The sequence below is a fragment of the Nocardia sp. NPDC049935 genome, from assembly GCF_055586645.1.
This window is the reverse complement of sequence record NZ_JBVJHV010000003.1, coordinates 795,333-819,438: the sequence shown is the minus strand read 5'-3', so window position 1 is coordinate 819,438 and position 24,106 is coordinate 795,333. Positions and strand designations below refer to the sequence as shown.

Below are 24,106 nucleotides of genomic sequence, written 5' to 3'. Positions count from 1 at the left end.
GGCTCACGGATCACTCACCGGCCCTTCGCAAGGAGCTTCCCCCTTGTCTGCCCGTACCTCCGCGCGTTTCGGCGCGGACTTCCACAAACTCTGGTTCGCGAGCGCGGTATCCAATCTGGGCGATGGTTTCACCGCCGTCGCCGGACCGCTGCTCATCGCCTCACTGACCCATGATCCCGTCGCCGTGGCCTGCGCCGGGTTGGCACAGCAACTGCCCTGGCTGCTGTTCGTACTGCTCAGCGGTGCGGTTTCGGATCGGATGGACCGGCGGCGGTTGATCGTCGCCGCCGACCTTCTGCGTGCCGCGCTCGTCGGTGCGCTGGCGGTCGCGATCGCCGCCGGAGCCGTCTCCCTGCCCCTGCTGTACGGCGTGCTGTTCCTGCTGGGAACGGGAGAGACCCTCGCCGATACCGCGGCGGCGGGACGGCTGCCCGCCCTGGTGCCCGACGAATTGCTGCCGGCCGCCAACGCTCGCCTCGGGCTGACGTTCTCGCTGGTCAATATGTGGCTCGCGAAACCCCTGGGCGGCTGGCTGTTCGCCGTCTCGGCGGCCGCGCCCTTCGGCGTCAACGCGGCGGCCTTCTGCCTGGCCGCGGCCGTCGCGACGAGTATCCGTCCGCATTCGGTGCCGCCGGCCGAGCACACCGGACTGTGGACCGAGATCCGCGAGGGAATCGCCTGGATCCGCCGGAATCGGCGGCTGCGGAACCTGATCGTGGTGATGGGGCTGATGCAGATCCCGTTCTGCGCGGCGTTCGCGACCCTCGTGCTCTACGCGCACACCCGGTTGGGCCTGTCGGAGTTCGGCTTCGGGACGCTCCTCGGTGGTTTCCTCGCTCGCCTGCTGGGGCCGGCCGGGCCGTTCTGGGTGGGGTTCGCGGCGATGCTGGGGATCGCGCTCTTCGCGTGGCGGCGGGTTGGCGAGAGGACCGAGCCCTTGATGCAATGTAACTAGTTTCGTATATTGGTTACATGGCTGGTGATCGCGACAGCGTCGACGAGGTGATCATGGACGCCGCCCTGGAGCGGATCCTGCAGGTGGGGATCCGCCGGGCGGGGCTCGAGGACATCGCGCGGCGGGCCGGGATCAACCGGATCACCATCCACCGGCGTTTCCACGGCAAGGACAACCTCGTCGAGGCGGTGCTGGAACGTGAGACCCAGCGGATGCTCGACGAGGTCACCGCGCTCGCCGCCACCTCGGACGGGGTGGATGCCCAGATCGAGGAGACGATTCTGTACGTCCTGCTGCAGACTCGGATCCACCGGCTGGTCACCCATCTGCTGCGCGTCGCGCCGGAGGAAGCGCTGAGTTTCTACACCGTCCAGGGGCAGCGGCTGGTCGCGCTCGGCATCGACTACATCGTCGGCATGCTCACCCTCGCCCAGGACGCCGGGCTGGTCGCTCGCTACGATCCCCGGCCGATCGCCGAAATGATCGCCCGGCTGGCGCATTCGCTGATGCTCACCCCGGGCGTCGGCGGCGTCGATTTCACCGATCCGGACGAGGCGCGCGCCTTCGTCCGCACCACCATCGTGCCGCTGATGAAGCGCGGTATCGCCGCTCCCAGTGAGGAAATCACTCATGACGACACCCGTCTCGATCCCCACCCGGCATCCCGACCGGCCCGGTAGGGCGCCCGGTCTGGGCCCGTTCGCCCTGCTGCTCGGCATCGGCGCGCCCTCGCCACAGCGCTGGCGGCTCCTCGGCGAATCGCTGCTCGTCGGCGACGAGCCGATGGACACCCTGGTCGACTGGATGTACGCGCAGGGAATGAGCACGACCCGGCCCCTGTTCGACCGGGCTCTCGCCCACGGTATCGACAGCGTCCCCGACGCTCCGGAACCGCTACGGACGTTCTTCGCCGCGGTCGAGGACACCCCGGCGTGGGTCGATCAGGACCTCTTACGGCGCGGTGAGCAGGTGTTCCGCTCCGGCGGTACCGACGGCCTCTACTTCGCCCGCGATGTGTCCTTCCTGGGCGGCTACCTGGCCTCCGGTTTCAACAAGACCCTGCTGCGCACCGGCGCCCTGGAGAAGGGCCCGGCCCGCCGGTTCGCCGAAACCCTGCAGTGGGCGATGGACGTCTCCGCCGAGAACGGGATGGGCAAGTTCGAGGTCGGATATCGCTCCACGCTGCACGTCCGGTTCATCCACGCCATGGTGCGCCGCCATGTCGCGGCGATGCCGGACTGGCAGGGGCAGGACTGGGGACTGCCGATCAACCAGACCGATATGGCCGCCACGTTGGTGGGCGCGTTGCTGGCGCCGTTCGTCGGCGGGATGGCGATGGGTATCCTGCCGTCGCGCGCCGATATGGCCGCCGCCGCCCATCTGACCCGGTACGTCGGCTGGCTGATCGGTGTCGAGGACCGGTGGCTGCCCACCGGGTTCCGGGACGGCGTCGCGATCCTGCAGCACTGCCTGACCGCGATCACCAACCCCGACGACACCAGCCGTCAGCTGGCGCTGCCGATGGCCGACGACCCGCTGCACTGGTCCTATCCCAATCTGGCCGGGGTGCGCGGCCGGATCGCCCGCGCCCAGCACCTCTCGGTCACCAGCGCGTTCCTCGGCCCGAAGGCCATGCGGACCCTGGGCCTGCCCTACACCCTGCCGTGGTATCCGGTGGTGCGATTCCCGGTCAACCTCGTCCGCACCGCTACCGCGCGCCTGAGCGCCGGTGGGCGCGACCGGGCCTGCGTATCGGGCCGCCGCCAGCAGGAGGCGTTCCTGCGCCGGCTCATCGGCGAATCCGCGGCCACCATCGGCGAATCCGCGCCGGCGCTGGACAAGATCGCCTGACCCGGACGTGACCGGCGGTTTCGGGCTCCCCGACACCGCCGGTCTCCGGGGAAGGGCGTGAATTCACTCCAACTTTGTATCGAACGACACACTCGATTACTCCAATATTGGAGTTAATGTGGGGGCATGGACTCCGATCGGCCGCCACGGTGGCTCGACCCCGACGAACAGCGTGACTGGTACGCGTTCGCCTACCTGCTGACCCGGTTGCCGGCGGCGCTGGAAGCCCAGATGCAGCGTGACGCCGCCCTCGGGCATTTCGACTACATGGTGCTGGCCGCGGTGTCGTCCGCGCCCGGCCAGGCCATGCGTATGAGCCGGATCGCGCATTACACGGGCAGCACCCTGACACGGCTGTCGAATGTGGTGATCAAACTCGAGAAACGCGGGTATCTGCACCGGTCACCGGATCCGGACGACGGCCGCGCCACGGTCGCCACCCTCACCGACCTCGGCCGCGACAAGGTCGCCGCCAGCGCCCCGGCCCATGTCGACGAGGTCCGTCGCCTCGTTTTCGATCCCCTCACCAAGGCTCAGCAGCGCCAGCTGCGCGCGATATCCGATCGGATCCTGCGTGCCATCGATCCCGGCCATCACTGAACGAGGAGTTTTCATGCCCGCTATCGCCATCGTCGGCGCGGGTCCCGGACTGGGGCTGTCCATCGCGAAAGTTTTCGGCGGCCACGGCTACCGGGTCGCGCTGATCTCCCGGAACAAGAGCAATCTCGACGAACTCGTAGCGCAACTGTCCGCTTCCGGGATCACGGCGGGCGCCTTTCCGGCCGACACCGCCGACCGCGCCGCCCTCACCGCCGCCCTCGCGGCCGCCGCCGCCGAGTTAGGCGGTATCGACGTTCTCGAATTCTCACCGCATGCCGGTCTGACCATGGTCGAACCGCAGGATGTCGACGCCGGCAATCTGCAAACCGAGCTCGACCAGATACTCCTCGGCGCGGTGGCCGCCACTCGGGCGGTCCTGCCCGACATGCTGGAAAACGGCACGGGCACCCTGTTGTTCACGGTCGGGGGCGGGGCGATCGACCCCTACCCGATGCTGGCCACCACCAATATCGCCCAGGCGGGTCTGCGCAACTGGGCGCGCAATCTCCATAACGTCCTCGCGGGCAAAGGGGTCTTCGCCGCGACCGTGGCGATCAACGTCTTCATCGGCGCCACACCCCCCGCCGAGGGAATTCCGCACGCCGCACCCGACGATATCGCTCGCGCCTACTGGGATCTGCACACTCGCCGCGACCGGCCGGAGCATCAGGTCACCGCCTGACCAGAATCCGGACACCGCTCGGGCGGGGGCGCCGAGGTCGTGCGCGCGACGGTTACCGGTGCAGGATCGCGGCAGCTGTCCCGGCGATCGTCCGGTCGGCATCGCCGGTCAGGTCGGTGAGAGCACGGCGGGCCGCGTCGCCCGGGATCTCGGCGAAGGCCTGCGTGATCCGCAGCCGTACGGCGGTGTCGGCGGTACCGGTGAGGGTCGCCCGCATGGCGCGAACCATCTCCTCGGCCGACGCTCCCGCCTCGGCCAGCAGGCCCAGTGTTTCGGCGGCCTCCACATCGGAGCGCCCCGCCGCCACCATCTCGAGCAGCGCGGGCACCGCCTCGGTGACCCGCCGCGATCCGAGCGCGAGCGCGGCCCGGTCACGGACGGTCACGTCGTGATCGTCCAGGGCACGCCGCAGCAGGTCCGAGGCCTGTGCCACCGGGACCGCCGCGATGGCGGCGATCGCCCGCCGGCGCACCTCGGCCCGCGGCGAATCCAGACCGGCGGCCAGCTCGGGCAGACCCTCGCCGCCGGCCCTGGCCAGCGACCACAGCAGTGCCCCGGCGACATTCGGATCGTCCTCCGCCAGCGTCGCCTCGACCAGCGATTCGACGGGTAGCGCCGTACCCCGGTGCTGCGCCAGGATCGCCTGCTGGCGGCGGCCCCCGGATTCCGATTCCAGTGCCCGCAGCAGGGTGACCAGGCCGATCACATCACCCCACTGTGCCGGCGCGGCCGCCTCCACCCGCTCGAGTTGGCGGAGCAACTCCTCCTGCGCGGTGATCCGGGCACGGGTGTGCCGGATGAGCTCACCCACCAATTCGGTGGGCGAGAAACCCGGCTCGTCGAGTGCCTGCCCGACCTCGGTCAGCGAGAGTCCCAGGGTCCGGAGGCATTCGACGCGGAAGAGGCGACGCATATCGGCGGCGGAGTATTCGCGGTACCCACCGGAGGTGCGGCCGGTGGGTACCACCAGCCCCAGCCGGTCGTAGTGACGCAGCATGCGGGTGCTGACCCCGGATTGCCGCGAAACCTCGCCGATCAACATGGCGTCGCCCTTCCCCTCATACGTCCGGACCGGCCGCGACGACCCGCTTGGCCAGCTCCGTCGCGAGGGTGAACCCGCTGTCGGGGTCCAGCCGCAGCTGCTCGGTGGCCGCCGCGTGGGCCCGGATCTCCGGATCGGCGCTGGTCGCGGCGGCGTCCAGGGCCGGGACGGCGGCCTCGTCGAGCGCCGCCAGCGCCCGGCTCAGCCCGAGCCGTACCGCCCGGTCGCCACGGCCGAGTTCGGCGGCCAGTTCGGCGGCCAGCCGGGGCTCCGAATCGGACGGGACGAGTACGACGGCGGCCCGCCACGCGCTGAGAGCGACCTCGTCGTCCGCATCGTGCAGCATTTCGGCGACCGCGGGCCAGGCGCTGCCGTCACCGATCTTGGACAGGGTGTGCAGCGCCTGACTGCGCGCCTGCGCCGTCTCCGATCCGAGTTCGGCCAGCAGCGGCGGCACGGTGATCTCGGCCGGTAGCCGGCACAACGCCCAGGTGAGCATGTCGCGGACGAAGAAATCCGGTTCCACCGCACACCGCTCGATCAGGGTCCGCAGCAGGCGCGGGTCGGCCGCGGTGCCGGCCGAGAGCGCCGCCCGCAGCCGGATCGACGAGTCGGTGCCGGTGAGCGCGGCGATCAGGCGAGCATCCGGCTCGCCGTGGTGGGTTGTGTTCACGACAACCACCTCCTTCGCCGACCACTCAAGACCTTGTCACGATGTGAAGGTCAAGTCCGGCAGCCCGGGCCGATCCACCGGCGGTTCACCCGAGGATCAGCGGAACCTTCCCGGCCAGATCGCCGAGCTCGGTCTGCTCCGAATCGGTCGGTTCGCGGCGGCCGGTACCGATCAGGAGCGCGTCGGTATCGGAGAACGACGCGGGAAACGCCGCGCCGGCGATCTCCTCGAGCAGGGCCCGGGAGCGGGCCAGACCCCGGTCGGGTGGGCGGGTGGCGTCCGGGAGATGAGCGATCAGATCGAGGTGGTGCAGGGTCGATTCCAGGATGTAGGCGGTGAGATAGTCGTCGATGGTGAGGGCCTGGTCGCGGGTGCTCACCACGATCGCCGGATCGGCGAGGGCGGCCGCGCGGCCGGCGGCGGAGCCCACATCGTCGAAATGCAGTTCCAGCAGACGCGGCTGGCGGTATGCGGCGGCCAGCCGGACGATCAGCGCGTCGAGGGGGTCGGCGCCGGTCGGCGGTGTCTCGGCGATATCCCAGTAGGTGGTGGCGTCGCGGGTCGGTTCCTTGTCGGTGGGGGTGACGAGGGTGATCAGAACATCCTGGGCATCGATGATCAAGTGGCACACCAGGTCCCGGACCAGCCAGCCGGCGCAGCCCGAGGGACGGCCGAAATCCTCGTCGGAGAGTTCGGCGACCGCCGCGCGCAGCGCTGTCCAGGAATGGGAGAAGTCCACGGCCGCAAGCTAGCAGTACCCACCCGGCGGAGCGAACCGATTCGCCTCATACGCGCTCTGCCGGCGGAATCGGTTCGATCAGGGCTCGGTCGCGCGGGTGAGGTCCAGGTCGATATCGAAGGGCACGGTGATATTCAGCTTGTCGTGATGGATGCCGGTGGTCGCGTATTTCGCCGTCGCCGGGTCGAGCTCGTAGGTGTACACGACGGCCCGGCCGTCGACATTCTCCACCCGCCAGAAATGCGGGATACCGGCTTCGGCGTACAGCTGGGGTTTGCGCTTGCGATCGCGTTCTATGGAGTCGGGGGAGACGACCTCGATCACCAGGACCACATCGGTCGGCCGATACGTGGTCGCCTCGGGGTCCGACGAAGCACCGGCCGATACGACCATCACATCCGGTTCGGGTCGTTGGCGAGGGCCGAGCGTGACCGTCATCTCCCGAAGCGCGATCAGACCCTGAGGTGCCTGGCGCTTCAACTCCCACCGCAGGAAGTCGACGACACACATGTGGAACAACTTCTGCGGGCTCACGAAAACGAGACTCCCGTCGATCAGTTCGGTATGCGAGGGCAGATCGGGCAGCCGGTCGAGGTCTTCGGCGAAGTAACCCTCGGGTGGCGGCACCGGCCAACCCAGGGACGGCCGGGAGTCCGTCGGTATGGGGTCGGCGGTCATCTGCTTCCCTCGCTCTGCGCACGGTGATCGACTGACCTGCCCAGTATGGCATGGGACCGTGACCTGCGGATTCATTCGGACGCCGATCTTCCCGGCGGGCCGAACGGGGGGAATTCGCCCGGCCCCGGCGTGCCCGCCGGGCAGAGCGCCGATCGCGGCCGATCATGACCCAATGGCATCTCGCGCTATCAGCGGCCGGACTCATGTGTGGCGGAACCTGGGCACCGTGGTGTGTGCCCTGCTGTTCTACTACTTCGTCCCGGTGACCTGGGAACTGCCGGGTTTCTGGCCGACCCGGGTGGTGACGGTGCTGTTGTTCGCCGCCGGTGTGGCCGGGCTGGGGTGGCTCGCCTACCGCAGGATCGGGCAGTTCCTGCAGACCAGTCACGACACCGGTCACCGGGTCGACGGGCTGCTGTATCTGCTGTCGCTGGTGGTGGTGTTCTTCGCGCTCTTCTACTTCGTACTCGAATCGCGCGACCCCGGGCAGTTCACGGATCTGCGGACCCGCAACGACGCGCTGTACTACACGATGGCGACGCTGGGGACGGTCGGCTTCGGTGATATCCACGCCGCCGGACAGGCCGCGCGGATCGCGACCACCGTGCAGATGGCCTTCGATCTGGTGCTGGTCGGGACATTGGTGGCGGTGACCAGCACCGGTATCTCCCGGCGTCTGGAAGCCTCCGATGTCGGCCGGGTTTCGGACATCTCGGATGTCGGCCGGGTTTCGGACATCTCCGATGTCGGAGACCCCCGGTAGCCTGACCCTGTGCCCGAACTACCGGAAGTGGAGGCGTTGGCGCAGTTCCTGCGGGAGCACGCGGTCGGCGCGGTGGTGGGGCGCATCGATGTGGCCGCGCTGAGCGCCATCAAAACGTTCGACCCGCCGGTGACGGCGCTGTCCGGTCGCGATGTCACCGACGCCGGGCGGTGGGGGAAATTCCTGGGAATGGCCTGCGGGGATCTGTGGCTTATCACCCATCTGTCGCGGGCGGGGTGGCTGCGCTGGATCGACAACCCCGGCGCCGCTCCGCCGAAACCCGGGCGCGGCCCGCTCGCGCTACGGGTGCATTTCTTCACGCCGGAGGGCTCCACACCGGCCTTCGATCTCACCGAGGCCGGGACCAGGAAACGGCTGGCCGTCTATATCGTGCGTGATCCGGCGGAGGTGCCCGGGATCGCGCGGCTCGGACCGGACGCCCTGGCGATCACGGAGCCGGAGTTCGCCGCGATGCTGGCCGCCGCGCCCGGGCGGATCAAGAATGTGCTGGTCGACCAGACGCTGCTGGCCGGGATCGGTAACGCCTACTCCGACGAGATCCTGCACACCGCCAAGATCTCCCCGTTCGCCACCGCGAAGAACCTGCCGGCGGAGAAGGTGGCGGAACTGTACGAGACGATGCGGACGGTCGAACTGGACGCCGTCGCCCGGTCGGTGGGCCAGGACGCGGCCCGGCTCAAGGGCGAGAAACGGTCCGGGATGCGGGTACACGGCCGTACCGGCCTGCCCTGCCCGGTATGCGGGGACACCGTCCGTGAGGTCGCCTTCACGGACAGGTCGTTCCAGTACTGCCCCACCTGTCAGACGGGCGGCAGGATTCTCGCCGACCGCCGGATGTCGCGGCTGCTGAAGTAACGCACGAGTCCGCCGCGAGCCGGAGCGCGGCGGCGGCCCGGCCCGGGCCCGGTCCGTTGTCGTAGGCGGTCAGTCCCCGGTTTTCCTACTGTCGTTTCCGGTATCCACTTCGGCGGCGGGGTCGTCCGGCTCGTCGGTCAAGGACTCCGCGGCCGCTACCGCGGCCTCGGCCGCCGTGGCCGCGGCGGGATGTTCGGCGGCGATACCGCCCAGCAGGGTGCCGTCGCTCTCGGAATCGGAATCGGTATCGGAATCGGAAGAGCCGGCGGGCGGCCCGGGCACCCCGGTGCCCACGGGCACCAGTTGCGGTGCGCGCACCCCTTCCCAGAGTTTGCGCCGCGCGCTGTCCGGATCGTGTTCGACTCGGCCGGGCGCATCGATGACCAGGGTGCTGCGCGTGTCCTCGGTGTATTTCGGCCAGGCGGGCAGCGGTGCGCCGGTACGGGCGAAATTCAGCCAGTTGTCCTGGAATTGGCGGGTCACCGCCAGGAGTCCGCGGCGGCTGCCGCCGGCGGTGAGTGCCCGGCTCCAGGGTTCGTAGACCGCGCCGAAGGTCGGCAGCAGGTCGGTGGCGTGGGTGGCGCCCAGTTTGTAGAGCTGGAACAGCCGGGGGGCGAAATCGTAGCGGTAGGCGTAGGTGGGGGAGTGCCGGCTGTGGGCCTCCATCACCGCCAGGGACGGCCGCCAGAAGAAGTAGTCGCCGCCCGCGCGGATGGCCGCGTCCGGCGCCGGGAAACCGGGATAGGTGGAGAAGACCCGCGGATAGTATTCCGGTCCGGCGGCGGCGAGCGCGCGTTTGAGGCGCTCCGGCCGGGTGGGCAGGGTATCGGTGAACTTGTTGAACAGCGCGCCCTCGTTGCGGCAGGTGCCGATGATCAGCGGGACCCGGTGGGTGTGCCCGCCGGTGAAGGCGTCGATGGGGGTGTAGGGCAGCAGATCGCCGTCGGCGACCGGGGCGGCCGGGAAGAATCCCGGGAATTCCGACATCGCCGCGTTGGAGGCGCGGTTGAAGGCGTGCCGGATATCGTGCGGATCCGCTTCGCGCAGGGCGCGGTTCGCGTTCTCCGGGGCGATACCCAGTTTGTCCAGTACGCGGCGGGCGAATTCCCGGGCCTCCGAGACCGTGAGTCCCCAATCGGCGGGCGCGCTCTGCGCGATCCCGCGGTGGAACAGTCCGGCGGCCGAGGGGGTGGCCAGCAGGCTCAGTACGGCGTGCGCCCCGGCGGATTCACCGAAGATCGTCACATTGTCCGGATCGCCGCCGAATTCGCCGATATTGGCCTGGACCCACCGCAGCGCCGCGATCTGGTCACGCAGGCCCAGATTCGATTCGTAGGGGTTGTCCGGTGTGGAGAACTCGGTGAAATCGGCGTACCCGAACGCGCCCAGCCGGTAGTTGATCGACACCACGATCACATCGCCGTCGGCGGCCAGCTGCACACCCGAGTACAGGCGCAGCGCCGAGGTGCCGAACAGGTAGCCGCCGCCGTGGATGAACACCAGCACCGGTCGCGGGCGCACCGCCGGTGTGACAGGTGCCACGACATTGAGTGTCAGCGAATCCTCGCTCATCTCCTGCTGTTTGCGCGGGCCCAGCCGCACGCCGAAGCGAGGCTGGATACCGGCGGCCCGGAAATAGGTGGCGTCGCGCACACCGGTCCACGGCTGCACCGGCTGTGGGGCCCGAAACCGCAGGTTACCGACGGGCGGTGCGGCGTAGGGGAGCGACCGCCAATACATCACCCGGCGCCCGCGACGGCCCCGGACGACCCCGTCAGTGGTCGTGATCTGTTCGGTTACGCTCATCTGCCGATGGTAACGACGACCGATCGGTCTCCAACAGTCGTAACCAGAATTCACTCACCGTCGGGAACGCGGGCACCGCGTGCCACAGTGCGTCCAGCGGAACCTTCCCGGCGACCGCGATCGTCGCGGCGTGCAGTTGCTCGCCGGCCTCGGGGCCCACGAAAGTCGCGCCCAGGACGGTGTCGGTGGCGTTGTCGATCACCAGTGCCGCATGGCCGCTGTAGTCGTCGCGGGTCAGCGCGGAGCCGGCCACCTCGATATCGAGCCCCACCGTCCGCACCTTGTATCCGGCTTCGCGGGCTTTCGCCTCGGTGAGCCCGACCGCGGCGACCTCCGGATCGGTGAAAACGACCTGGGGCACCGCGTAGTGGTCGGCGCCGGCCCGGTACCGCGGCGCGCTGAGCGAACGCCCTTCCGCGCGTGCGGCGATCACGTCGCCGCAGACCCGGCCCTGGTATTTGCCCATATGCGTCAGTGCCGCGCGATGATTGATATCGCCGACGGCGTACAGCCATCGGCCGGGAACCCCGGTCACCGTCAGCTGATCGTCCACCGGTACGTAACCCGCCGGGAGGCCGACGGTTTCGAGCCCGATATCGCCGGTGTTCGGGGTGCGTCCGGCCGCCACCACGAGTTCGTCGGCGAGCAGTGTCGATTCCCCGTCGGGTCCCGCGGCGTGCACGGTGACCGGACCGCCGTGGACCCGGCCTTCGCCGTGATCGGCCGCGGCGGGGCGCTGTACGCGCCGCGGTGCGGTGCCGAACAGGATCCGGACCCCGCGGGCGATCAGGGCCTGCGCCACCCGCTGCCCGGCGAACGGTTCGGTGGCGGCGAGCAGCCTGTCACCACGCACGAGCAGCGTGACCTCGGCTCCCAGCGCCGAGAGCCAGGTCGCGGCCTCGCAGGCGACCACACCGCCGCCGATCACCACCACCCGTTTCGGGAGTTCGTGCATATTGGTGGCGTCGCGGGAGGTCCAGGGCAGCGCCTCGCGCAGGCCGGGGACATCGGGAATCGCGGCCCGGGTGCCGGTGGCCAGGACCACGGCCTGCCGGGCGCGCAGCACCCGGTCACCGGCGGTGACCCGGCGTTCGCCGTCGAGCCGGCCCACGCCGCGGACCACGTCGATACCCCGGCCGGCGGCCCAGGCGACCTGGCTCGAATCGTCGTGGTCGCCGTCGCGCAGATGGACGAACTCGTCGCGGCGGCGCAGGACGGCGGCGAGGTCGGGGCCGCGGGCGTCGATACCGGGTAGTCCGTGCGCCGCGCCCAGTACGTGCGCCGGGCGCAGCAGCGCCTTGCTCGGCACACACGCCCAGTAGGAGCATTCGCCCCCGACGCGCTCGGGTTCCACGATGACCGCGGTGCGGTCGCTACCGGCGACGGCGTAATCGGCGGCGTTCTCGCCCGCCGGCCCACCGCCCAGCACGATGACGTCGTATTCCGTGGCGCCGGAGTCGCGGTCGGACATCCGCGTCGCCTACTGGAGGTATCCCTCGACCTGGCCCGGCGATCTGGGCTGGGCCTCGTCCGGTGATTCGCCGCCGTCGATCCGGGCGCGCCGCTGCCGCAGCAGATCCCAGCACTGGTCCAGCATGACCTCCACTTCGGCCAGCCGCCGCCGCTCCACCTCGGGATCGAGTTCCCCGCGCGAGGCCCGCGACCGCAGGTCGTGCTCGTGGTCGACCAGTTCCTTGATCCGCCCGAGTAGGTCCTGTTCGGTCATGCCGCCCATGCTACGACCCGCGTGGCGCCGGACCGCTCATTCCGGACTCCGCAGCAGATAGATGTCCATGATCCAGCCGTTGCGCGCACGCAACCGCGCGCGTCGCCGCGCGATCTCGGGCCCCACCTCGCCGGCCGTGCCCGCGATCAGGGACTCCTCGGGCATGCCCAGGTAGGCGCCCCACCAGATGAGCGTCTCGGCGGGCACGGTGGTGAACGAGCAGTCGGCGTCGAGCATCACGACCGTGGAACCCGGCGCGAGCCCCTCCTCGCGCAACCGCCGGCCGGTGGTGATGTGCACCGGTTCGCCGATCCGGTGCAGGACGGTGCGATGCCGGGCCGCGAGGGCGTGGACGCTGGTGACGCCCGGGATCACGCTGTACTCGAAGCTCAGCGCGCCGCGGGCCAGGACGCGTTCCACCATGCGCAGGGTGCTGTCGTAGAGGGCGGGGTCACCCCAGACCAGAACGGCGCCCACCCCCTCGACCGCGGCGAACGCCTCCTCCAGCAGTACAGAGCGTCGTTCGTGCCAATCCGCGACCGTGCTCCGGTAGTCGTCGGGGGTCCGGTCCCGCGGCGGGTCGGGGATCTCCACGATGCGGTAGGGGCGGTCGCGGTGTTCGTCGAGGATGGCGGTGCGCACGGCCACGAGCTGCTGTTTCTCGTCCCCTTTGCCGATTACGAAGAAGACGTCGACCCGGCGGAGGGCCTTCACGGCCTGCACGGTCACCTGGTCGGGGTCACCGGCGCCGATACCGATCACATACAGCTCGCGCATGAAGCCAGCTTGGCAGGCGGGGGAGCCGGCCCGGAGGGCGCCCAGGGACTCCGGTCCGGCCGCGGGTCGGCTGGGCCGCGCCGCCGGTCCGGAAGTAAGCTCGGCGCGTGGTCAGCGCAGCGAACAGTCACGTCCCGGACCCGCGACGCGCTCCGGACACCCAATACGAAGACCTGCTCCGCACGGTGCTGGAAACGGGCGCGCCCAAGGGCGACCGCACCGGTACCGGCACCCGCAGTGTGTTCGGCCACCAGCTGCGCTACGACCTGGCGGCCGGGTTCCCGCTGATCACCACCAAGAAGGTGCACCTCAAATCGATCGTGTACGAACTGCTGTGGTTCCTGCGCGGCGATTCCAATGTGCGCTGGCTGCGGGAGCACGGTGTCAGCATCTGGGACGAATGGGCCGGGCCCGACGGCGAGCTGGGACCCGTCTACGGCGTGCAGTGGCGGTCCTGGCCCACTCCCGACGGCCGCCATATCGACCAGATCACCGAGGTGCTGCACACCCTGCGCACCGACCCGGACTCCCGGCGCATGCTCGTCTCGGCGTGGAACGTCGCCGACCTGGACCGGATGGCGCTGGCTCCCTGTCACGCGCTGTTCCAGTTCTATGTCGCGCAGGGGCGGCTGTCGTGCCAGCTCTACCAGCGCAGCGCCGATCTCTTTCTCGGCGTGCCCTTCAATATCGCAAGCTATGCCCTGCTCACCGCGATGGTCGCCCGGCAGGCCGGTCTCGAACCCGGTGAGTTCATCTGGACCGGCGGAGACTGCCATATCTACGACAATCACGTCGAGCAGGTCACCGAGCAGCTGACCCGGGACCCGTATCCCTTCCCGGCGCTGGAACTGGCGCCGGCGGACTCGCTGTTCGGCTACCGCTACGAGGATGTGCGGGTCCACGACTACCGCCATCATCCGGCGATCAAGGCGCCGGTGGCGGTATGACCGCCGCGCCGCTACCCGTGCCCGAACCGGCCCGCGTGATCGGACTGATCTGGGCCCAGACCCCCGACGGCGTGATCGGGGTGGACAACACCATCCCGTGGCGGGTGCCCGAGGATATGGTCCGCTTCAAGGAGACCACCACCGGTCATCCGGTGATCATGGGCCGCCGGACCTGGGATTCACTGCCCGAACGCGTCCGCCCGCTACCCGGCCGCCGCAATATCGTGGTGACCCGGCAGGCCGGCTGGGTGGCCGAGGGCGCCGAAACCGCCGGTTCGGTCGCCGCGGCGCTGGAGCTGGCCGCACCCGCCACCACCTGGGTGATCGGCGGCGGCGAGATCTACCGGTACGCGCTGCCGCACGCGACCGAGCTGTCGATCACCGAGGTCGATACCGCGGTCGCCGGTGACGCGCACGCCCCCGAACTCGGGCCGGAATGGTGGTCCGGCGATTCCGACCGCTGGCTGGCCTCCTCGTCCGGACTGCGCTACCGGATCCGGCGGTTCATCCGGCGCTGACAAGCCGGGATATCCGTCCCGGCCTCGCGAAACGCCGGAATGCCGGACCCGGGTCGGGCATACTCGGCGGTACCGCCCGCGATCATCAGCCCGGTCGCGGGGACGTGGAGGCGGAAGGCGGTCCCATGGACAAGAAATCGCTGACAGCGGTCGCCCGGCAGCAGTTGAAGCTGGCCGCAACGGTCACCAGCGGCCGGAGTTCCCAGACCATCTACGGCGGCCACGCGAATTCGCTACGACAGACGGTGGTCGGGCTGTGCGCGGGGCAGAGCCTGGCCGAACACGACAACCAGGGGGAGGCCACGCTGCTGGTCCTCACCGGCACCCTGACCCTGCACAGCGGGGACAACGAGTGGAAGGGTTCGGCCGGCGATCTGCTGGTGGTGCCGAGAGCCCGGCACAGTGTGCGGGCGATCGACGATGTGGCCTTCCTGCTGACGGTCGCGAAGTAACCGCCCCGTTGCCCGGCGCGCCGCCGGTTCGGCGGTAATGTTGGCGATCATGGGGCAGCCGCAGCCTATTCTCGAACCGCTCACCCCGGCCGCGCATTTTCTCGTCGCCACCATAGAACCGGGCGGCGAGGACGCGGTGCGGGATCTGCTCGCCGACCTGCCGGGTCTGCGCCGCGCGATCGGTTTCCGGCTGCCCGGTGCGGGGCTGGGCTGTATCACCGGAATCGGCTCCGCGGCCTGGGACCGGCTGTTCACCGGTCCGCGGCCCGCCGAACTGCACGAATTCCCCGGTTACGACGGCCCGCTGCACCGGGCTCCCGCCACCCCGGGTGATCTGCTGTTCCATATCCGGGCCCAGGTGCACGACGCGTGCTTCGAACTCGCCATGGCCATCGGTGACCGGCTGGCCGGGGCGGCCACGATCGTGGACGAGACCGTCGGGTTCCGTTATTTCGAGCAGCGCGATCTGCTCGGTTTCGTCGACGGGACGGAGAATCCGGAGGGCGCGCTGCCCGATTCGGGTGCCGGGGTGGCCGCGCTCATCGGCGCCGACGATCCGGACTTCACCTGCGGCAGTTACGTGATCGTGCAGAAATACCTGCACGATATGACGGCCTGGCGGGCCCTGCCCGTCCCGGAGCAGGAACTGGTCATCGGCCGGACCAAACTCGAGGATTTCGAACTCGACGACGACGTCAAACCCCCGGATTCGCATATCGCGGTGAACCAGGTGATCGAGCCGGACGGAACCGAGCGTGAGATCCTGCGCGCGAACATGCCGTTCGGGAGCATTCGCGACGGGGAGTTCGGAACGTACTTCGTCGGCTATTCGGCGACACCCCGGACCACCGAGATCATGCTCGAGCGGATGTTCCTCGGCACCGATGAGGCCACCCACGATCGGATCCTCGATTTCTCCACCGCGGTGACGGGCACCCTGTTCTTCGTCCCGTCGCAGGACTTCTTCGACGACCTGCCCGCCGCGCCCGCCGAGGCGCACGCGGCGGAACCGGTCGAGCCCCCGGAACCCGGGCCGGTCGCACCGCCGGTAGCGGACGGTTCCCTCGGTATCGGCACGTTGAAAAGGAGTAGGACCGAATGAACAACCTGCATCGCGAACTCGCGCCGATCACGGACGCGGCCTGGTCGGTGATCGAGGAAGAGGCCTCCCGCACCTTCAAACGTCATAACGCCGGACGGCGCGTGGTCGACCTGTCCGGCCCGCACGGCGCCGACTATTCGGCACGGGGTCTGGGGCACACCACCCCGATCACCGCACCGCACGAGGGCGTGCAGGCCCGGCAGCGGGTGGTGGCGCCGCTGGTCGAACTGCGGGTGCCGTTCACGCTCTCCCGCGAAGAACTCGACAACGTCGAGCGGGGAGCCCAGGACACCGACCTGGATCCGGTCAAGGACGCCGCGCGCAATATCGCCTTCGCGGAGGACAGGGCCGTGTTCGAGGGCTACGCGGCGGCCGGCATCACAGGGATGCGCGAGGGTTCCTCGAACAAGGAGATCGCCCTGCCCGACGATGTGTTCGGGGTCCCCGAGGTGATCGCGCTCGCGGTGAGCCAGTTGCGGCTGGCCGGTGTCGACGGACCCTATTCGGTGCTGCTCAGCGCCGATCTGTACACCAAGGTGAGCGAGACCTCCAACCACGGTCATCCGTTGCGCACTCATCTGGAACGCCTGGTTCCGGAGGGGGAGATCATCTGGGCGCCCGCCATCGACGGCGCCTTCGTGCTCACCACCCGTGGCGGCGATTTCGATCTCACCCTGGGCCAGGACCTGTCCATCGGTTACCTGTCCCACGACGCCGACACCGTCCGGCTCTACTTCCAGCAGAGCATGACCTTCCACGTCTACTCCGCCGAAGCCGCCGTCGCGCTGCGCTGAGTCGCGGGGGCGTTGCGCTGAGCCGCCGTCGCGCTGCGATGGGGTCGCCGGGGCGACCCGCTGCCGCCCGGCGGGCGGGCCGTGGTCCGGTACGGTGTGGCCTGCAACACCAGTTCCCGGGGTGAAACGGAGTCGTCGGTATGCACAGGGTGCACGCGGGTGTGGTGCCCACGGAACGAATCGTGGGTTACAGCCTGGCCGCGGTCGCGGTGATCGTGGTGGTGACGATTCCGACGGTATCGCTGTTCGGGCTGAGCCGGATCGTCACCGGGATCGCGCTCGGCGCCGTGCTGGCGGTGGCCCTTCTGGTCGCGTTGTTCAAACGGGACGCCGTGGTGCTGACCGAGAAGGCCATCCACCGGCGTACGCCGTGGTCGGTCACCGCTATCGACTGGGAACGGGTGATCGCGGGGCGTTTCGGGCTCGACGAACAGTCCCGCTGGTCGCTGGCGCTCGACCTGACCGAAGGTGAGGAACCGCACAGCGAGATCGTGCTTCTCTCGATTCCACCGGTAAGTGGTCCGGTTTCTGGTGCATATGATCTCCGTAAGCGGGAACAGATCAACCAGATACGGAATATTTTGCGGCTCAAGCGTATTCCGGTGACCGTTCTGCCCGATATCGCGGGAGCGCTCGAACGGCACTGGCAGATCGCGCCACCGACCCGCTGATACCGGGCGCACCCGGGCCATCGGCCCGAACGCGACACCCGCCCGGCTGCCTCAGTGGAGGGCTGCGACCATGGAGAACGCGACAGCCATGGACGACCCGAACGCCGTACGGCAGAGGAGAGGAATGCTTCACTTCGCCCGGGCAATCGTGGGGGTATTGACCTTCGTCACGGCGCTGTGCGCCGGGATACCGGCGGCAGCGCAGGCCGAAACGGCCTGGCATCCGGGAAAGCTGCTGACGGATGAACCACTCGGCCGGGACTGGGGCGGGCTGAGCGAGGTCCACCGGATCGAATACGTCACCACGGGACCGGGCGGTGATCTGGTGCCGGCCGAGGCCGTGGTCCGGCTCCCGGGCGGCGCGCCCCCCGAGGGCGGGTGGCGGGTGGTTGCGTGGGATCACGGCACCTCCGGCCTGGGCCAGGAATGCGGGCTCACCGGGTCCGGGCAATTGGAGCAGGGCACCGCCCCGGCGGTGTCGCGGCTCAACGACGCGGGATATGCCGTCGTCGCGCCCGACTACATCGGGTTGAGCCCGGGTTCGCCCGGACCGCATCCCTACCTGCAGACCAGTACCGAGGCCACCGCGACGGTCGACGCGGTCCGCGCCGCGCACGCCGCCTTCACCGGCCTCTCCCCGAGCTGGGCGGTCGCCGGGGTGTCGCAGGGCGGGCACGCCGCGCTCGGTACCGGTCACCTCGCCCCGTCGTACGCGCCCGAACTCGATTTCCGCGGCACCGCGGCCCTGGCCCCGGCCAGCAACCTCGAGACGATCTTCCTGCGCTCCCGGCCCGGCCAGCCGGAGATGCCGGGCTTCACCGGCCGCGCCGTCCCCATGGTGCTGGCCGGGATGACCGGCGCGAAACTCGACGTCGACGTCGACGAGTACCTGACCCCCGACGGACAGCGCTTCGTCGACGGGCTCGCCGCGCGCTGCAACGCCCGCGCCGGCGCGATGCTGGCCACGGCGAAGATCGGCGAACTGCTCGCCCGCCCGCTCGACGATCCCGAATTCGCGTCGGCGATGCGCGGGTACATGGGGGTGCCGGTCAGCGGCTACCAGGATCCGATCCTGGTGGTGCACGGCTACTACGACACCGTCGTCCCGCTCCCGCTCACCCTCGCGCTCACCGCCCAGTTCGCGCAGAACGGCACCCGGCACGAGGTCCAGCTGCTCGAGGCCGGACACGACGATCTCGCGAACTCGGGCGGCCTGGACCGCGCCCTGAGCTTCCTCGGACAGGTACTCCCGGCGCACTGAGTGGCCCGCCGGGGTGGCCCGGTCGCGGCGGTCAGAGGTAGGCGCGTTCGATGATCGCCGCGGTGTCCACCCCCACGGGCAGGGTGCCGAAGGCGGCGCCCCAGTCGTCGCCGAGCCGGGAGGCGCAGAAGGCATCCGCCACCGCGCGGTGGCCGTGCCGCACCAGCTGGGCGCCCTGCAGGACCAGTGCCATCAGCTCGACCACCCGCCGCGCCCGGTACTCGATATCGGTCCGGTCGGCGAGTTCCTTGCCGACCCGGTCGATCGCCTGGTCGAGGTGCGGATTCTCCCCGCGCGCCCGCGATACCTCGTCGAAATAGGCCTCCACCGTCTGCGGCTGGGTGCCCATCGCGCGCAGCGCGTCGAGCGCGGCCACATTGCCCGACCCCTCCCAGATCGACATCAGCGGCGCCTCCCGGTACAGCCGCGGCATCCCGGATTCCTCGACGTAGCCGTTGCCGCCGAGGCATTCCAGCGCCTCCGCCGCATGCGCCGGCGACCGCTTGCACACCCAGTACTTGGTGACGGCCAGCGCGATCCGGCGCAGCGCGGCCTCGGCCGGATCGCCCGCGGCACGGTCGGTGGCGCCGGCCAGCCGCAGCATCACCGTGGTCGCGGCCTCGGATTCGATCACCAGATCGGCGAGCACATTGCGCATGGCCGGCTGATCGACCAGTGCGGCCCCGAACGCCTTCCGGTACCGGGCGTGATGCACCGCGCGTGCCGCCGCCACGCGCATCCCGACCGATGAGCCGATCACACAGTCCAGCCGGGTCATATTGACCATCTCGATAATGGTCTTCACGCCGGCGCCCTCCGGGCCCACCAGCCAGCCGGTCGCGTCCTCGTATTCGATCTCGGCGGAGGCGTTCGACTTGTTGCCGAGTTTGTCCTTGAGCCGCTGCAGACGGATCGGGTTGCGGGAATCGTCCGGCAGCACCCGGGGCAGCAAGAAACAGGACAGTCCGCCCGGCGCCTGCGCGAGGGTCAGGAACATATCCGACATCGGCGCGGAGGTGAACCATTTGTGGCCCACGATCCGGTAGGAGCCGTCGGGTTGCGGCGTGGCGGTGGTGGTGTTGGCGCGGACATCGGACCCGCCCTGTTTCTCGGTCATCGACATACCGGCGATGAGCCCCGCCTTCGTGGACGGTTCGCGCAGGCCGAAATCGTAGGTGCGCGCGGCCAGCAGCGGTTCGTACTTCGCGGCCAGCTCCGGATTGTGCCGCAGCGCCGGGATCACCGCGTAGGTCATCGAGACGGGACACATATGGCCCGCGTCGGCCGCGCCCCAGACGTAGAACTTCGCGGCCCGCGCCACATGGGCGCCGGGGCGTTCCTCGGTCCACGGGGTGCCGTGCAGGCCGTGTTCCACCGCGACCGTCATCAGGTCGTGCCAGTGCGGGTGGAACTCCACCTCGTCGATCCGGTGCCCGTAGCGGTCGTGGGTGCGCAGGACGGGCGGGTACTCGTTGGCGAGCCGGCCCCATTCCTGCACCTCTTCGCTGCCGGACAGAACGCCCAGCGCCCGGACGTCGTCCTCGGCCCAGCCCCCGCCCTCGCGGTGCAACCCGGTGATCAGCGCCGGATCCCGGGAGAAGTCGAACGGGGTGATCGGCGGAACCTGGTTGCTGACCTCGTGCGTGGGCATCCATCGATTATGCGACGCCGGTCACATACCGGCACGGGCGGGATCGCGACCGGTCGGTACCGGCTTTCCGAGGCCGTGCGAGCCCTGATCGCGATGGTGGACACCCCCCCGGGATCTCACCGAGGCGTCCGCCCACCGTCTCGGGCTCGGAGCCGGATAACCGATAGCCTGGGCGGATGCGCAGGCTGAGCGTTGTCGACGAGATCTTTCTGCGTACCCATCGAGGTATGGGCACACCCATCGCACTCCAGGGACTGTGGCGTACCGGCGACCGCGTGCCGCCCGCCGAACTGGACCGGCTGCACGAGGCGCTGCGCACGGGGTCGCTCGGCCGCCGGGTGGTGCGGTCCCGGGTGCCCGGGGCGCGCGCACAGTGGCGGCGCAACGAATGCGCCCACCGCCTCGACTATGCCGGGGCGCCGCTGCCCACCGCCGAGATCGTGCGCTGGGCCGATACGTTCGGCGCGGATCTGGATCCGGCCCGGGGACCCGGGTGGCGGTTGTCCGCGGCACCGGTCGACGACGGCGGAACGGTGGTCGCCCTCACCTGCTCCCATGTCCTCGCCGACGCGCGGGGGTTGATCATCGCGGCGGAGCGGGCGCTGGCCGAGGTCCGGCGGCCCGCGGAACCGGGCGGTGCGCCGGAGGCAGAGCTTCCGGGCTCGGATTGGGCGGATGCGGCGCGGGTCTGGGGCCGGGTGCTGCGGGGTACCTCCGGTGTCGCGGTCCACGGGTTGCGCACAGCGGTCCGGGCGGCCGGTCGAGGCGCCGGCGTCCCCGATCCGCCGAACCCGCCCTGCGCGGCCGCGGGCGACCGGACTCCCGCGATACCGACGAGCGGCCCGCCCCCGGTAGCCGCGGAGGTCCGGCCGCAACTGCCCCGGACTTCCGGCGCACTGCCGGTATGCGGACTGATCCTGCGCTGTTCGGCGACGGAATGGGAACGGATCGCGGCCGGGACCGGTGGTACGGCGAACAGCCTGTTCATCTGGCTGGTGGCGCAGACCCTGTGGGCCGCCGGTTTCCCGCGCGACCGGATCGCGGCGAGCCTGCCCGTGGACACCCGCGACGAACCCCGTGTCGACAACGACCTCGCCGTGACCGAGATCGTGGTCCGGCCCGCCGACGGCCCGGGCGAGATCAGGGCGAAGAGCCGGGCCGCCTACGAGCACCGGATGTCGAGTCCGGCGGGACTACCGGAGGAGTTCCTGCACCTGGTACCGGACCGGGTGGCCCACCGGTTGTCGCGAGGTGCCGGTGAACGCGACATCCTGTGCTCGAATATCGGAGTCCTCCCGCCCGCCCTGCACACGTTCGGCGCCCACGAGTGCACCGGCGTCGCGACCCGCGCCATCCACCCGGGCCTGACCTACGCCGGCCGCCCGCGCACCCGGTTGTCGGGATATCTGTGCCGCTTCCGCGACGACTACATCCTCACCCTCACCGGGCTCTACCCCGAGCGGGTGGCCGATTCCGGTGCGCTGCACCGGCTCGCCACCGGGATCGCGGCGCGGGCCGGTCTGCCGCTGGCGCCGTGGTAGCCGGTCAGCGGTTGGTGCGGTACCAGCGGATGAGCGCGTCGGTGGACGAATCGTCCTGCGGTCCGGGATCATCGGCCGCGGTGAGCAGCGGCGCCAGTTCCAGTGCCTGCTGCTTGCCGAGTTCCACACCCCACTGGTCGAAGCTGTCGATACCCCAGACGACCCCCGCCACGAACACCTGGTGTTCGTAGAGCGCGATGAGCTGACCCAGTACCGACGGGGTGAGCCGCGGCGCGAGAATCGTGGTGCTGGGCCGGTTCCCGGGCATCACCTTGTGCGGTACCACCTCCGGCGGGGTCCCTTCGGCGGCGATCTCCTCGGCGGTTTTCCCGAACGCCAGCACCTTGGTCTGCGCGAAGAGGTTGCTCATCAGGATGTCGTGCATACTGCCGGTGCCGTCGCGGGTGGGCAGATCGTCGGTGGGCCGGGCGAATCCGATGAAATCGGCCGGAATCAGCCGGGTGCCCTGGTGGAGCAGCTGATAGAAGGCATGCTGGCCGTTGGTGCCGGGCTCGCCCCAGAAGATCTCCCCGGTGGAGGTCGTCACGGGGGTGCCGTCGGCGCGCACCGATTTACCGTTCGACTCCATCGTGAGCTGCTGCAGATAGGCGGGGAAACGCGCCAGATCGTTGGAATACGGCAGCACCACCCGCGACTGGGCGCCGAAGAAATTCGCGTACCAGATACCCAGCAGCGCCAGCAGCACCGGAGCGTTGGCCTCCAGCGGCGCGGTCGCGAAATGCCGGTCCACGGTGTGCATCCCGGCCAGGAACTCGGCGAACCGATCGGGGCCGATCGTCACCATCACCGAAAGCCCGATGGCCGAATCCACCGAATACCGGCCGCCGACCCAATCCCAGAAACCGAACATGTTCGCGGTGTCGATACCGAACTCCGCCACCCGCCCGGCATGCGTGGACACCGCGACGAAATGTTTCGCCACCGCGTCCTCGCCCAGCGCCGCCACCAGCCAGCGCCGGGCCGCCGTCGCGTTGGTCAGGGTCTCCAGGGTCGAGAAGGTTTTGGACGCGACGATGAACAGGGTGGCCGCCGGGTCCAGGCCGGCCAGGGTGGCCACCAGATCGGCGGGATCGACATTGGAGACGAACCGCGCGTCGATCCCGGCGTCGCTGTAGTGGCGCAACGCCTGATGCACCATCACCGGTCCCAGATCCGAACCGCCGATTCCGATGTTCACCACCGTGCGGATCCGCTCGCCGGTGGCGCCGCGCCACTGCCCCGAGCGCACGGAGTCGGCGAAAACGCGCATCCGGCCGAGCACCTCGTGGACCGCCGCCGCGGCGTCTTCGCCGTCGATGGTCAGCGAAGACCCCGCGGGCAACCGCAGCGCGGTATGCCCGACCGCGCGATCCTCGGAGGTGTTGATGTGCTCACCCCGCAGCATGCGGTCGCGCTGGGCCTCCACCCCGGCCTCCCGGGCCAGTTCGACCAGCAGCTGCAGCGTTTCCCGGGTCACCCGGTGCTTGCTGTAGTCGATGCGCAACTCACCCGCGGTCAGGGTCAGATCCCGGCCGCGCGCCGGATCGTCGGCGAACAGGTCCCGTAGCCGTAGGGCGGCCGTCGCACCGTGATGATCGTGCAATTTCCGCCATGCCGCCGATGCGGTTATGTCGACGCTCACACCCACCGAGCGTACTGTAACTCTGGAGCGGCTCCGCCGCTCGAGGGTCGGCCCTCCTGAGCATCTGCTGTCAGCCCTCGAGACTCGCGGCTTCGCCGCCTCGCTTCGAGGGCTGACAGCAGATGCGGGCCGACCCTTTTCGGGAGCCTCGCATGCTCGGCGGTCGGGAAGTGGCCCATTCCGAGGATGAGCCCGCTTCGAATGGGAACCCGGTGGTGACGGCGGTACCAGGCCACGTGTCGCGAGGGTGTGGCGTGCTTTCGCGAGGATCTCCCGTCTCCTCCGGATGGTCGCATCCGTCCAGGGTGGGGCCCGCCCGGTTCTGGAGCGACCAGAGGAAGGGAGCGCAGCGACCGACC

Annotated in this window: 25 protein-coding genes; 15 read left to right on the top strand and 10 right to left on the bottom strand. The window is 69.8% G+C overall.

Annotated elements, in window-relative coordinates:
* The first annotated feature begins 43 nt into the window (after positions 1 to 43).
* From ACZ6SF_RS16660 to ACZ6SF_RS16640, 5 genes are all read left to right on the top strand, one after another.
* Positions 44 to 955, top strand: coding sequence for an MFS transporter (locus ACZ6SF_RS16660; protein ID WP_466062966.1), 912 nt, complete (start codon positions 44 to 46; stop codon positions 953 to 955).
* Between the two features lie 17 nt (positions 956 to 972).
* Positions 973 to 1,635: a TetR/AcrR family transcriptional regulator gene (locus tag ACZ6SF_RS16655; RefSeq protein ID WP_466062965.1), complete on the top strand. Its 663-nt coding sequence runs from the start codon at positions 973 to 975 to the stop codon at positions 1,633 to 1,635.
* Positions 1,586 to 2,806, top strand: a complete 1,221-nt coding sequence (locus ACZ6SF_RS16650) for an oxygenase MpaB family protein (protein WP_466062964.1) — start codon at positions 1,586 to 1,588, stop codon at positions 2,804 to 2,806. The genes ACZ6SF_RS16655 and ACZ6SF_RS16650 overlap by 50 nt, the downstream gene beginning before the upstream one ends.
* Before the next feature lie 126 nt (positions 2,807 to 2,932).
* Complete coding sequence (locus ACZ6SF_RS16645) at positions 2,933 to 3,406, top strand: MarR family winged helix-turn-helix transcriptional regulator (RefSeq protein ID WP_466062963.1); 474 nt, start codon at positions 2,933 to 2,935, stop codon at positions 3,404 to 3,406.
* 13 nt (positions 3,407 to 3,419) lie between these two features.
* Positions 3,420 to 4,088 carry an SDR family NAD(P)-dependent oxidoreductase gene (locus ACZ6SF_RS16640; protein ID WP_466062962.1) on the top strand — a complete coding sequence of 223 codons (669 nt, stop codon included), beginning with the start codon at positions 3,420 to 3,422 and terminating at the stop codon, positions 4,086 to 4,088.
* A gap of 52 nt (positions 4,089 to 4,140) precedes the next feature.
* On the opposite strand, the gene ACZ6SF_RS16635 is transcribed toward ACZ6SF_RS16640, so the two are convergent.
* From ACZ6SF_RS16635 to ACZ6SF_RS16620, 4 genes are all read right to left on the bottom strand, one after another.
* The gene (locus ACZ6SF_RS16635) at positions 4,141 to 5,130 is read right to left on the bottom strand and encodes a MerR family transcriptional regulator (protein WP_466062961.1); all 990 of its coding nucleotides are present in this window, start codon (positions 5,128 to 5,130) and stop codon (positions 4,141 to 4,143) included.
* 16 nt (positions 5,131 to 5,146) lie between these two features.
* Positions 5,147 to 5,812 carry a HEAT repeat domain-containing protein gene (locus ACZ6SF_RS16630; protein ID WP_466062960.1) on the bottom strand — a complete coding sequence of 222 codons (666 nt, stop codon included), beginning with the start codon at positions 5,810 to 5,812 and terminating at the stop codon, positions 5,147 to 5,149.
* 76 nt (positions 5,813 to 5,888) lie between these two features.
* Positions 5,889 to 6,542, bottom strand: a complete 654-nt coding sequence (locus ACZ6SF_RS16625) for a maleylpyruvate isomerase N-terminal domain-containing protein (protein ID WP_466062959.1) — start codon at positions 6,540 to 6,542, stop codon at positions 5,889 to 5,891.
* Between the two features lie 78 nt (positions 6,543 to 6,620).
* Complete coding sequence (locus ACZ6SF_RS16620) at positions 6,621 to 7,220, bottom strand: Uma2 family endonuclease (protein WP_466062958.1); 600 nt, start codon at positions 7,218 to 7,220, stop codon at positions 6,621 to 6,623.
* Between the two features lie 172 nt (positions 7,221 to 7,392).
* Between ACZ6SF_RS16620 and ACZ6SF_RS16615 the strand changes: the two genes are divergently transcribed.
* A complete protein-coding gene (locus tag ACZ6SF_RS16615) occupies positions 7,393 to 7,983 on the top strand; it encodes a potassium channel family protein (RefSeq protein ID WP_466062957.1) in 591 nt (196 codons plus the stop codon).
* A gap of 9 nt (positions 7,984 to 7,992) precedes the next feature.
* Positions 7,993 to 8,859: an Fpg/Nei family DNA glycosylase gene (locus ACZ6SF_RS16610; protein ID WP_466062956.1), complete on the top strand. Its 867-nt coding sequence runs from the start codon at positions 7,993 to 7,995 to the stop codon at positions 8,857 to 8,859.
* A 69-nt stretch (positions 8,860 to 8,928) separates the two neighbouring features.
* Here the strand turns inward: ACZ6SF_RS16610 and ACZ6SF_RS16605 are convergent, their stop codons facing one another.
* Genes ACZ6SF_RS16605 through cobF form a run of 4 tightly spaced genes read right to left on the bottom strand, consistent with a single transcriptional unit; the run spans position 8,929 to position 13,168 of the window.
* Positions 8,929 to 10,665, bottom strand: a complete 1,737-nt coding sequence (locus tag ACZ6SF_RS16605) for a carboxylesterase/lipase family protein (RefSeq protein ID WP_466062955.1) — start codon at positions 10,663 to 10,665, stop codon at positions 8,929 to 8,931.
* Positions 10,634 to 12,136, bottom strand: coding sequence for a dihydrolipoyl dehydrogenase family protein (locus ACZ6SF_RS16600; protein ID WP_466062954.1), 1,503 nt, complete (start codon positions 12,134 to 12,136; stop codon positions 10,634 to 10,636). The genes ACZ6SF_RS16605 and ACZ6SF_RS16600 overlap by 32 nt, the downstream gene beginning before the upstream one ends.
* 9 nt (positions 12,137 to 12,145) lie before the next feature.
* Positions 12,146 to 12,391, bottom strand: coding sequence for a DUF2630 family protein (locus ACZ6SF_RS16595; RefSeq protein ID WP_466062953.1), 246 nt, complete (start codon positions 12,389 to 12,391; stop codon positions 12,146 to 12,148).
* Between the two features lie 36 nt (positions 12,392 to 12,427).
* Positions 12,428 to 13,168, bottom strand: coding sequence for a precorrin-6A synthase (deacetylating) (gene cobF, locus ACZ6SF_RS16590; RefSeq protein WP_466062952.1), 741 nt, complete (start codon positions 13,166 to 13,168; stop codon positions 12,428 to 12,430).
* A gap of 107 nt (positions 13,169 to 13,275) precedes the next feature.
* Here cobF and ACZ6SF_RS16585 point away from each other — a divergent pair, with 107 nt between their 5' ends.
* The 7 genes from ACZ6SF_RS16585 (at position 13,276) to ACZ6SF_RS16555 (ending at position 18,913) form a co-directional block, all read left to right on the top strand.
* Positions 13,276 to 14,115: a thymidylate synthase gene (locus tag ACZ6SF_RS16585; protein ID WP_466062951.1), complete on the top strand. Its 840-nt coding sequence runs from the start codon at positions 13,276 to 13,278 to the stop codon at positions 14,113 to 14,115.
* Positions 14,112 to 14,633, top strand: coding sequence for a dihydrofolate reductase (locus tag ACZ6SF_RS16580; protein WP_466062950.1), 522 nt, complete (start codon positions 14,112 to 14,114; stop codon positions 14,631 to 14,633). The genes ACZ6SF_RS16585 and ACZ6SF_RS16580 overlap by 4 nt, the downstream gene beginning before the upstream one ends.
* A 125-nt stretch (positions 14,634 to 14,758) precedes the next feature.
* Complete coding sequence (locus ACZ6SF_RS16575; RefSeq protein ID WP_466062949.1) at positions 14,759 to 15,085, top strand: cupin domain-containing protein; 327 nt, start codon at positions 14,759 to 14,761, stop codon at positions 15,083 to 15,085.
* A gap of 49 nt (positions 15,086 to 15,134) precedes the next feature.
* Positions 15,135 to 16,187, top strand: coding sequence for a Dyp-type peroxidase (locus tag ACZ6SF_RS16570; RefSeq protein ID WP_466062948.1), 1,053 nt, complete (start codon positions 15,135 to 15,137; stop codon positions 16,185 to 16,187).
* Positions 16,184 to 16,981 (top strand): family 1 encapsulin nanocompartment shell protein, encoded by a 798-nt coding sequence (locus tag ACZ6SF_RS16565; RefSeq protein ID WP_466062947.1) that lies wholly within the window; start codon positions 16,184 to 16,186, stop codon positions 16,979 to 16,981. The genes ACZ6SF_RS16570 and ACZ6SF_RS16565 overlap by 4 nt, the downstream gene beginning before the upstream one ends.
* A 140-nt stretch (positions 16,982 to 17,121) precedes the next feature.
* On the top strand, positions 17,122 to 17,652 hold the full coding sequence (locus ACZ6SF_RS16560; RefSeq protein ID WP_466062946.1) for a hypothetical protein: 531 nt from the start codon (positions 17,122 to 17,124) through the stop codon (positions 17,650 to 17,652).
* A 124-nt stretch (positions 17,653 to 17,776) separates the two neighbouring features.
* Positions 17,777 to 18,913: a lipase family protein gene (locus tag ACZ6SF_RS16555; protein WP_466062945.1), complete on the top strand. Its 1,137-nt coding sequence runs from the start codon at positions 17,777 to 17,779 to the stop codon at positions 18,911 to 18,913.
* A gap of 31 nt (positions 18,914 to 18,944) precedes the next feature.
* On the opposite strand, the gene ACZ6SF_RS16550 is transcribed toward ACZ6SF_RS16555, so the two are convergent.
* The gene (locus ACZ6SF_RS16550; protein WP_466062944.1) at positions 18,945 to 20,564 is read right to left on the bottom strand and encodes an acyl-CoA dehydrogenase family protein; all 1,620 of its coding nucleotides are present in this window, start codon (positions 20,562 to 20,564) and stop codon (positions 18,945 to 18,947) included.
* Positions 20,565 to 20,740: 176 nt separating this feature from the next.
* Between ACZ6SF_RS16550 and ACZ6SF_RS16545 the strand changes: the two genes are divergently transcribed.
* Entirely contained in the window at positions 20,741 to 22,105 is a 1,365-nt protein-coding gene (locus tag ACZ6SF_RS16545; RefSeq protein WP_466062943.1) for a hypothetical protein, read from the top strand.
* Between the two features lie 4 nt (positions 22,106 to 22,109).
* Here the strand turns inward: ACZ6SF_RS16545 and pgi are convergent, their stop codons facing one another.
* The gene (gene pgi / locus ACZ6SF_RS16540) at positions 22,110 to 23,747 is read right to left on the bottom strand and encodes a glucose-6-phosphate isomerase (protein ID WP_466062942.1); all 1,638 of its coding nucleotides are present in this window, start codon (positions 23,745 to 23,747) and stop codon (positions 22,110 to 22,112) included.
* Positions 23,748 to 24,106 lie beyond the last annotated feature (359 nt).

Excerpts from the sequence above, each read along its gene's own strand:
- ACZ6SF_RS16560 (WP_466062946.1), top strand. The coding sequence starts at position 17,122 with ATGCACAGGGTGCACGCGGGTGTGGTGCCCACGGAACGAATCGTGGGT.
- ACZ6SF_RS16640 (WP_466062962.1), top strand. The coding sequence starts at position 3,420 with ATGCCCGCTATCGCCATCGTCGGCGCGGGTCCCGGACTGGGGCTGTCC.
- ACZ6SF_RS16550 (WP_466062944.1), bottom strand. The coding sequence starts at position 20,564 with ATGCCCACGCACGAGGTCAGCAACCAGGTTCCGCCGATCACCCCGTTC.
- ACZ6SF_RS16615 (WP_466062957.1), top strand. The coding sequence starts at position 7,393 with ATGGCATCTCGCGCTATCAGCGGCCGGACTCATGTGTGGCGGAACCTG.
- ACZ6SF_RS16575 (WP_466062949.1), top strand. The coding sequence starts at position 14,759 with ATGGACAAGAAATCGCTGACAGCGGTCGCCCGGCAGCAGTTGAAGCTG.
- cobF (WP_466062952.1), bottom strand. The coding sequence starts at position 13,168 with ATGCGCGAGCTGTATGTGATCGGTATCGGCGCCGGTGACCCCGACCAG.
- ACZ6SF_RS16570 (WP_466062948.1), top strand. The coding sequence starts at position 15,135 with ATGGGGCAGCCGCAGCCTATTCTCGAACCGCTCACCCCGGCCGCGCAT.
- ACZ6SF_RS16650 (WP_466062964.1), top strand. The coding sequence starts at position 1,586 with ATGACGACACCCGTCTCGATCCCCACCCGGCATCCCGACCGGCCCGGT.
- ACZ6SF_RS16605 (WP_466062955.1), bottom strand. The coding sequence starts at position 10,665 with ATGAGCGTAACCGAACAGATCACGACCACTGACGGGGTCGTCCGGGGC.
- ACZ6SF_RS16645 (WP_466062963.1), top strand. The coding sequence starts at position 2,933 with ATGGACTCCGATCGGCCGCCACGGTGGCTCGACCCCGACGAACAGCGT.
- ACZ6SF_RS16620 (WP_466062958.1), bottom strand. The coding sequence starts at position 7,220 with ATGACCGCCGACCCCATACCGACGGACTCCCGGCCGTCCCTGGGTTGG.
- ACZ6SF_RS16565 (WP_466062947.1), top strand. The coding sequence starts at position 16,184 with ATGAACAACCTGCATCGCGAACTCGCGCCGATCACGGACGCGGCCTGG.
- ACZ6SF_RS16635 (WP_466062961.1), bottom strand. The coding sequence starts at position 5,130 with ATGTTGATCGGCGAGGTTTCGCGGCAATCCGGGGTCAGCACCCGCATG.
- ACZ6SF_RS16545 (WP_466062943.1), top strand. The coding sequence starts at position 20,741 with ATGCGCAGGCTGAGCGTTGTCGACGAGATCTTTCTGCGTACCCATCGA.
- ACZ6SF_RS16600 (WP_466062954.1), bottom strand. The coding sequence starts at position 12,136 with ATGTCCGACCGCGACTCCGGCGCCACGGAATACGACGTCATCGTGCTG.
- ACZ6SF_RS16655 (WP_466062965.1), top strand. The coding sequence starts at position 973 with ATGGCTGGTGATCGCGACAGCGTCGACGAGGTGATCATGGACGCCGCC.
- ACZ6SF_RS16580 (WP_466062950.1), top strand. The coding sequence starts at position 14,112 with ATGACCGCCGCGCCGCTACCCGTGCCCGAACCGGCCCGCGTGATCGGA.
- ACZ6SF_RS16595 (WP_466062953.1), bottom strand. The coding sequence starts at position 12,391 with ATGACCGAACAGGACCTACTCGGGCGGATCAAGGAACTGGTCGACCAC.
- ACZ6SF_RS16555 (WP_466062945.1), top strand. The coding sequence starts at position 17,777 with ATGCTTCACTTCGCCCGGGCAATCGTGGGGGTATTGACCTTCGTCACG.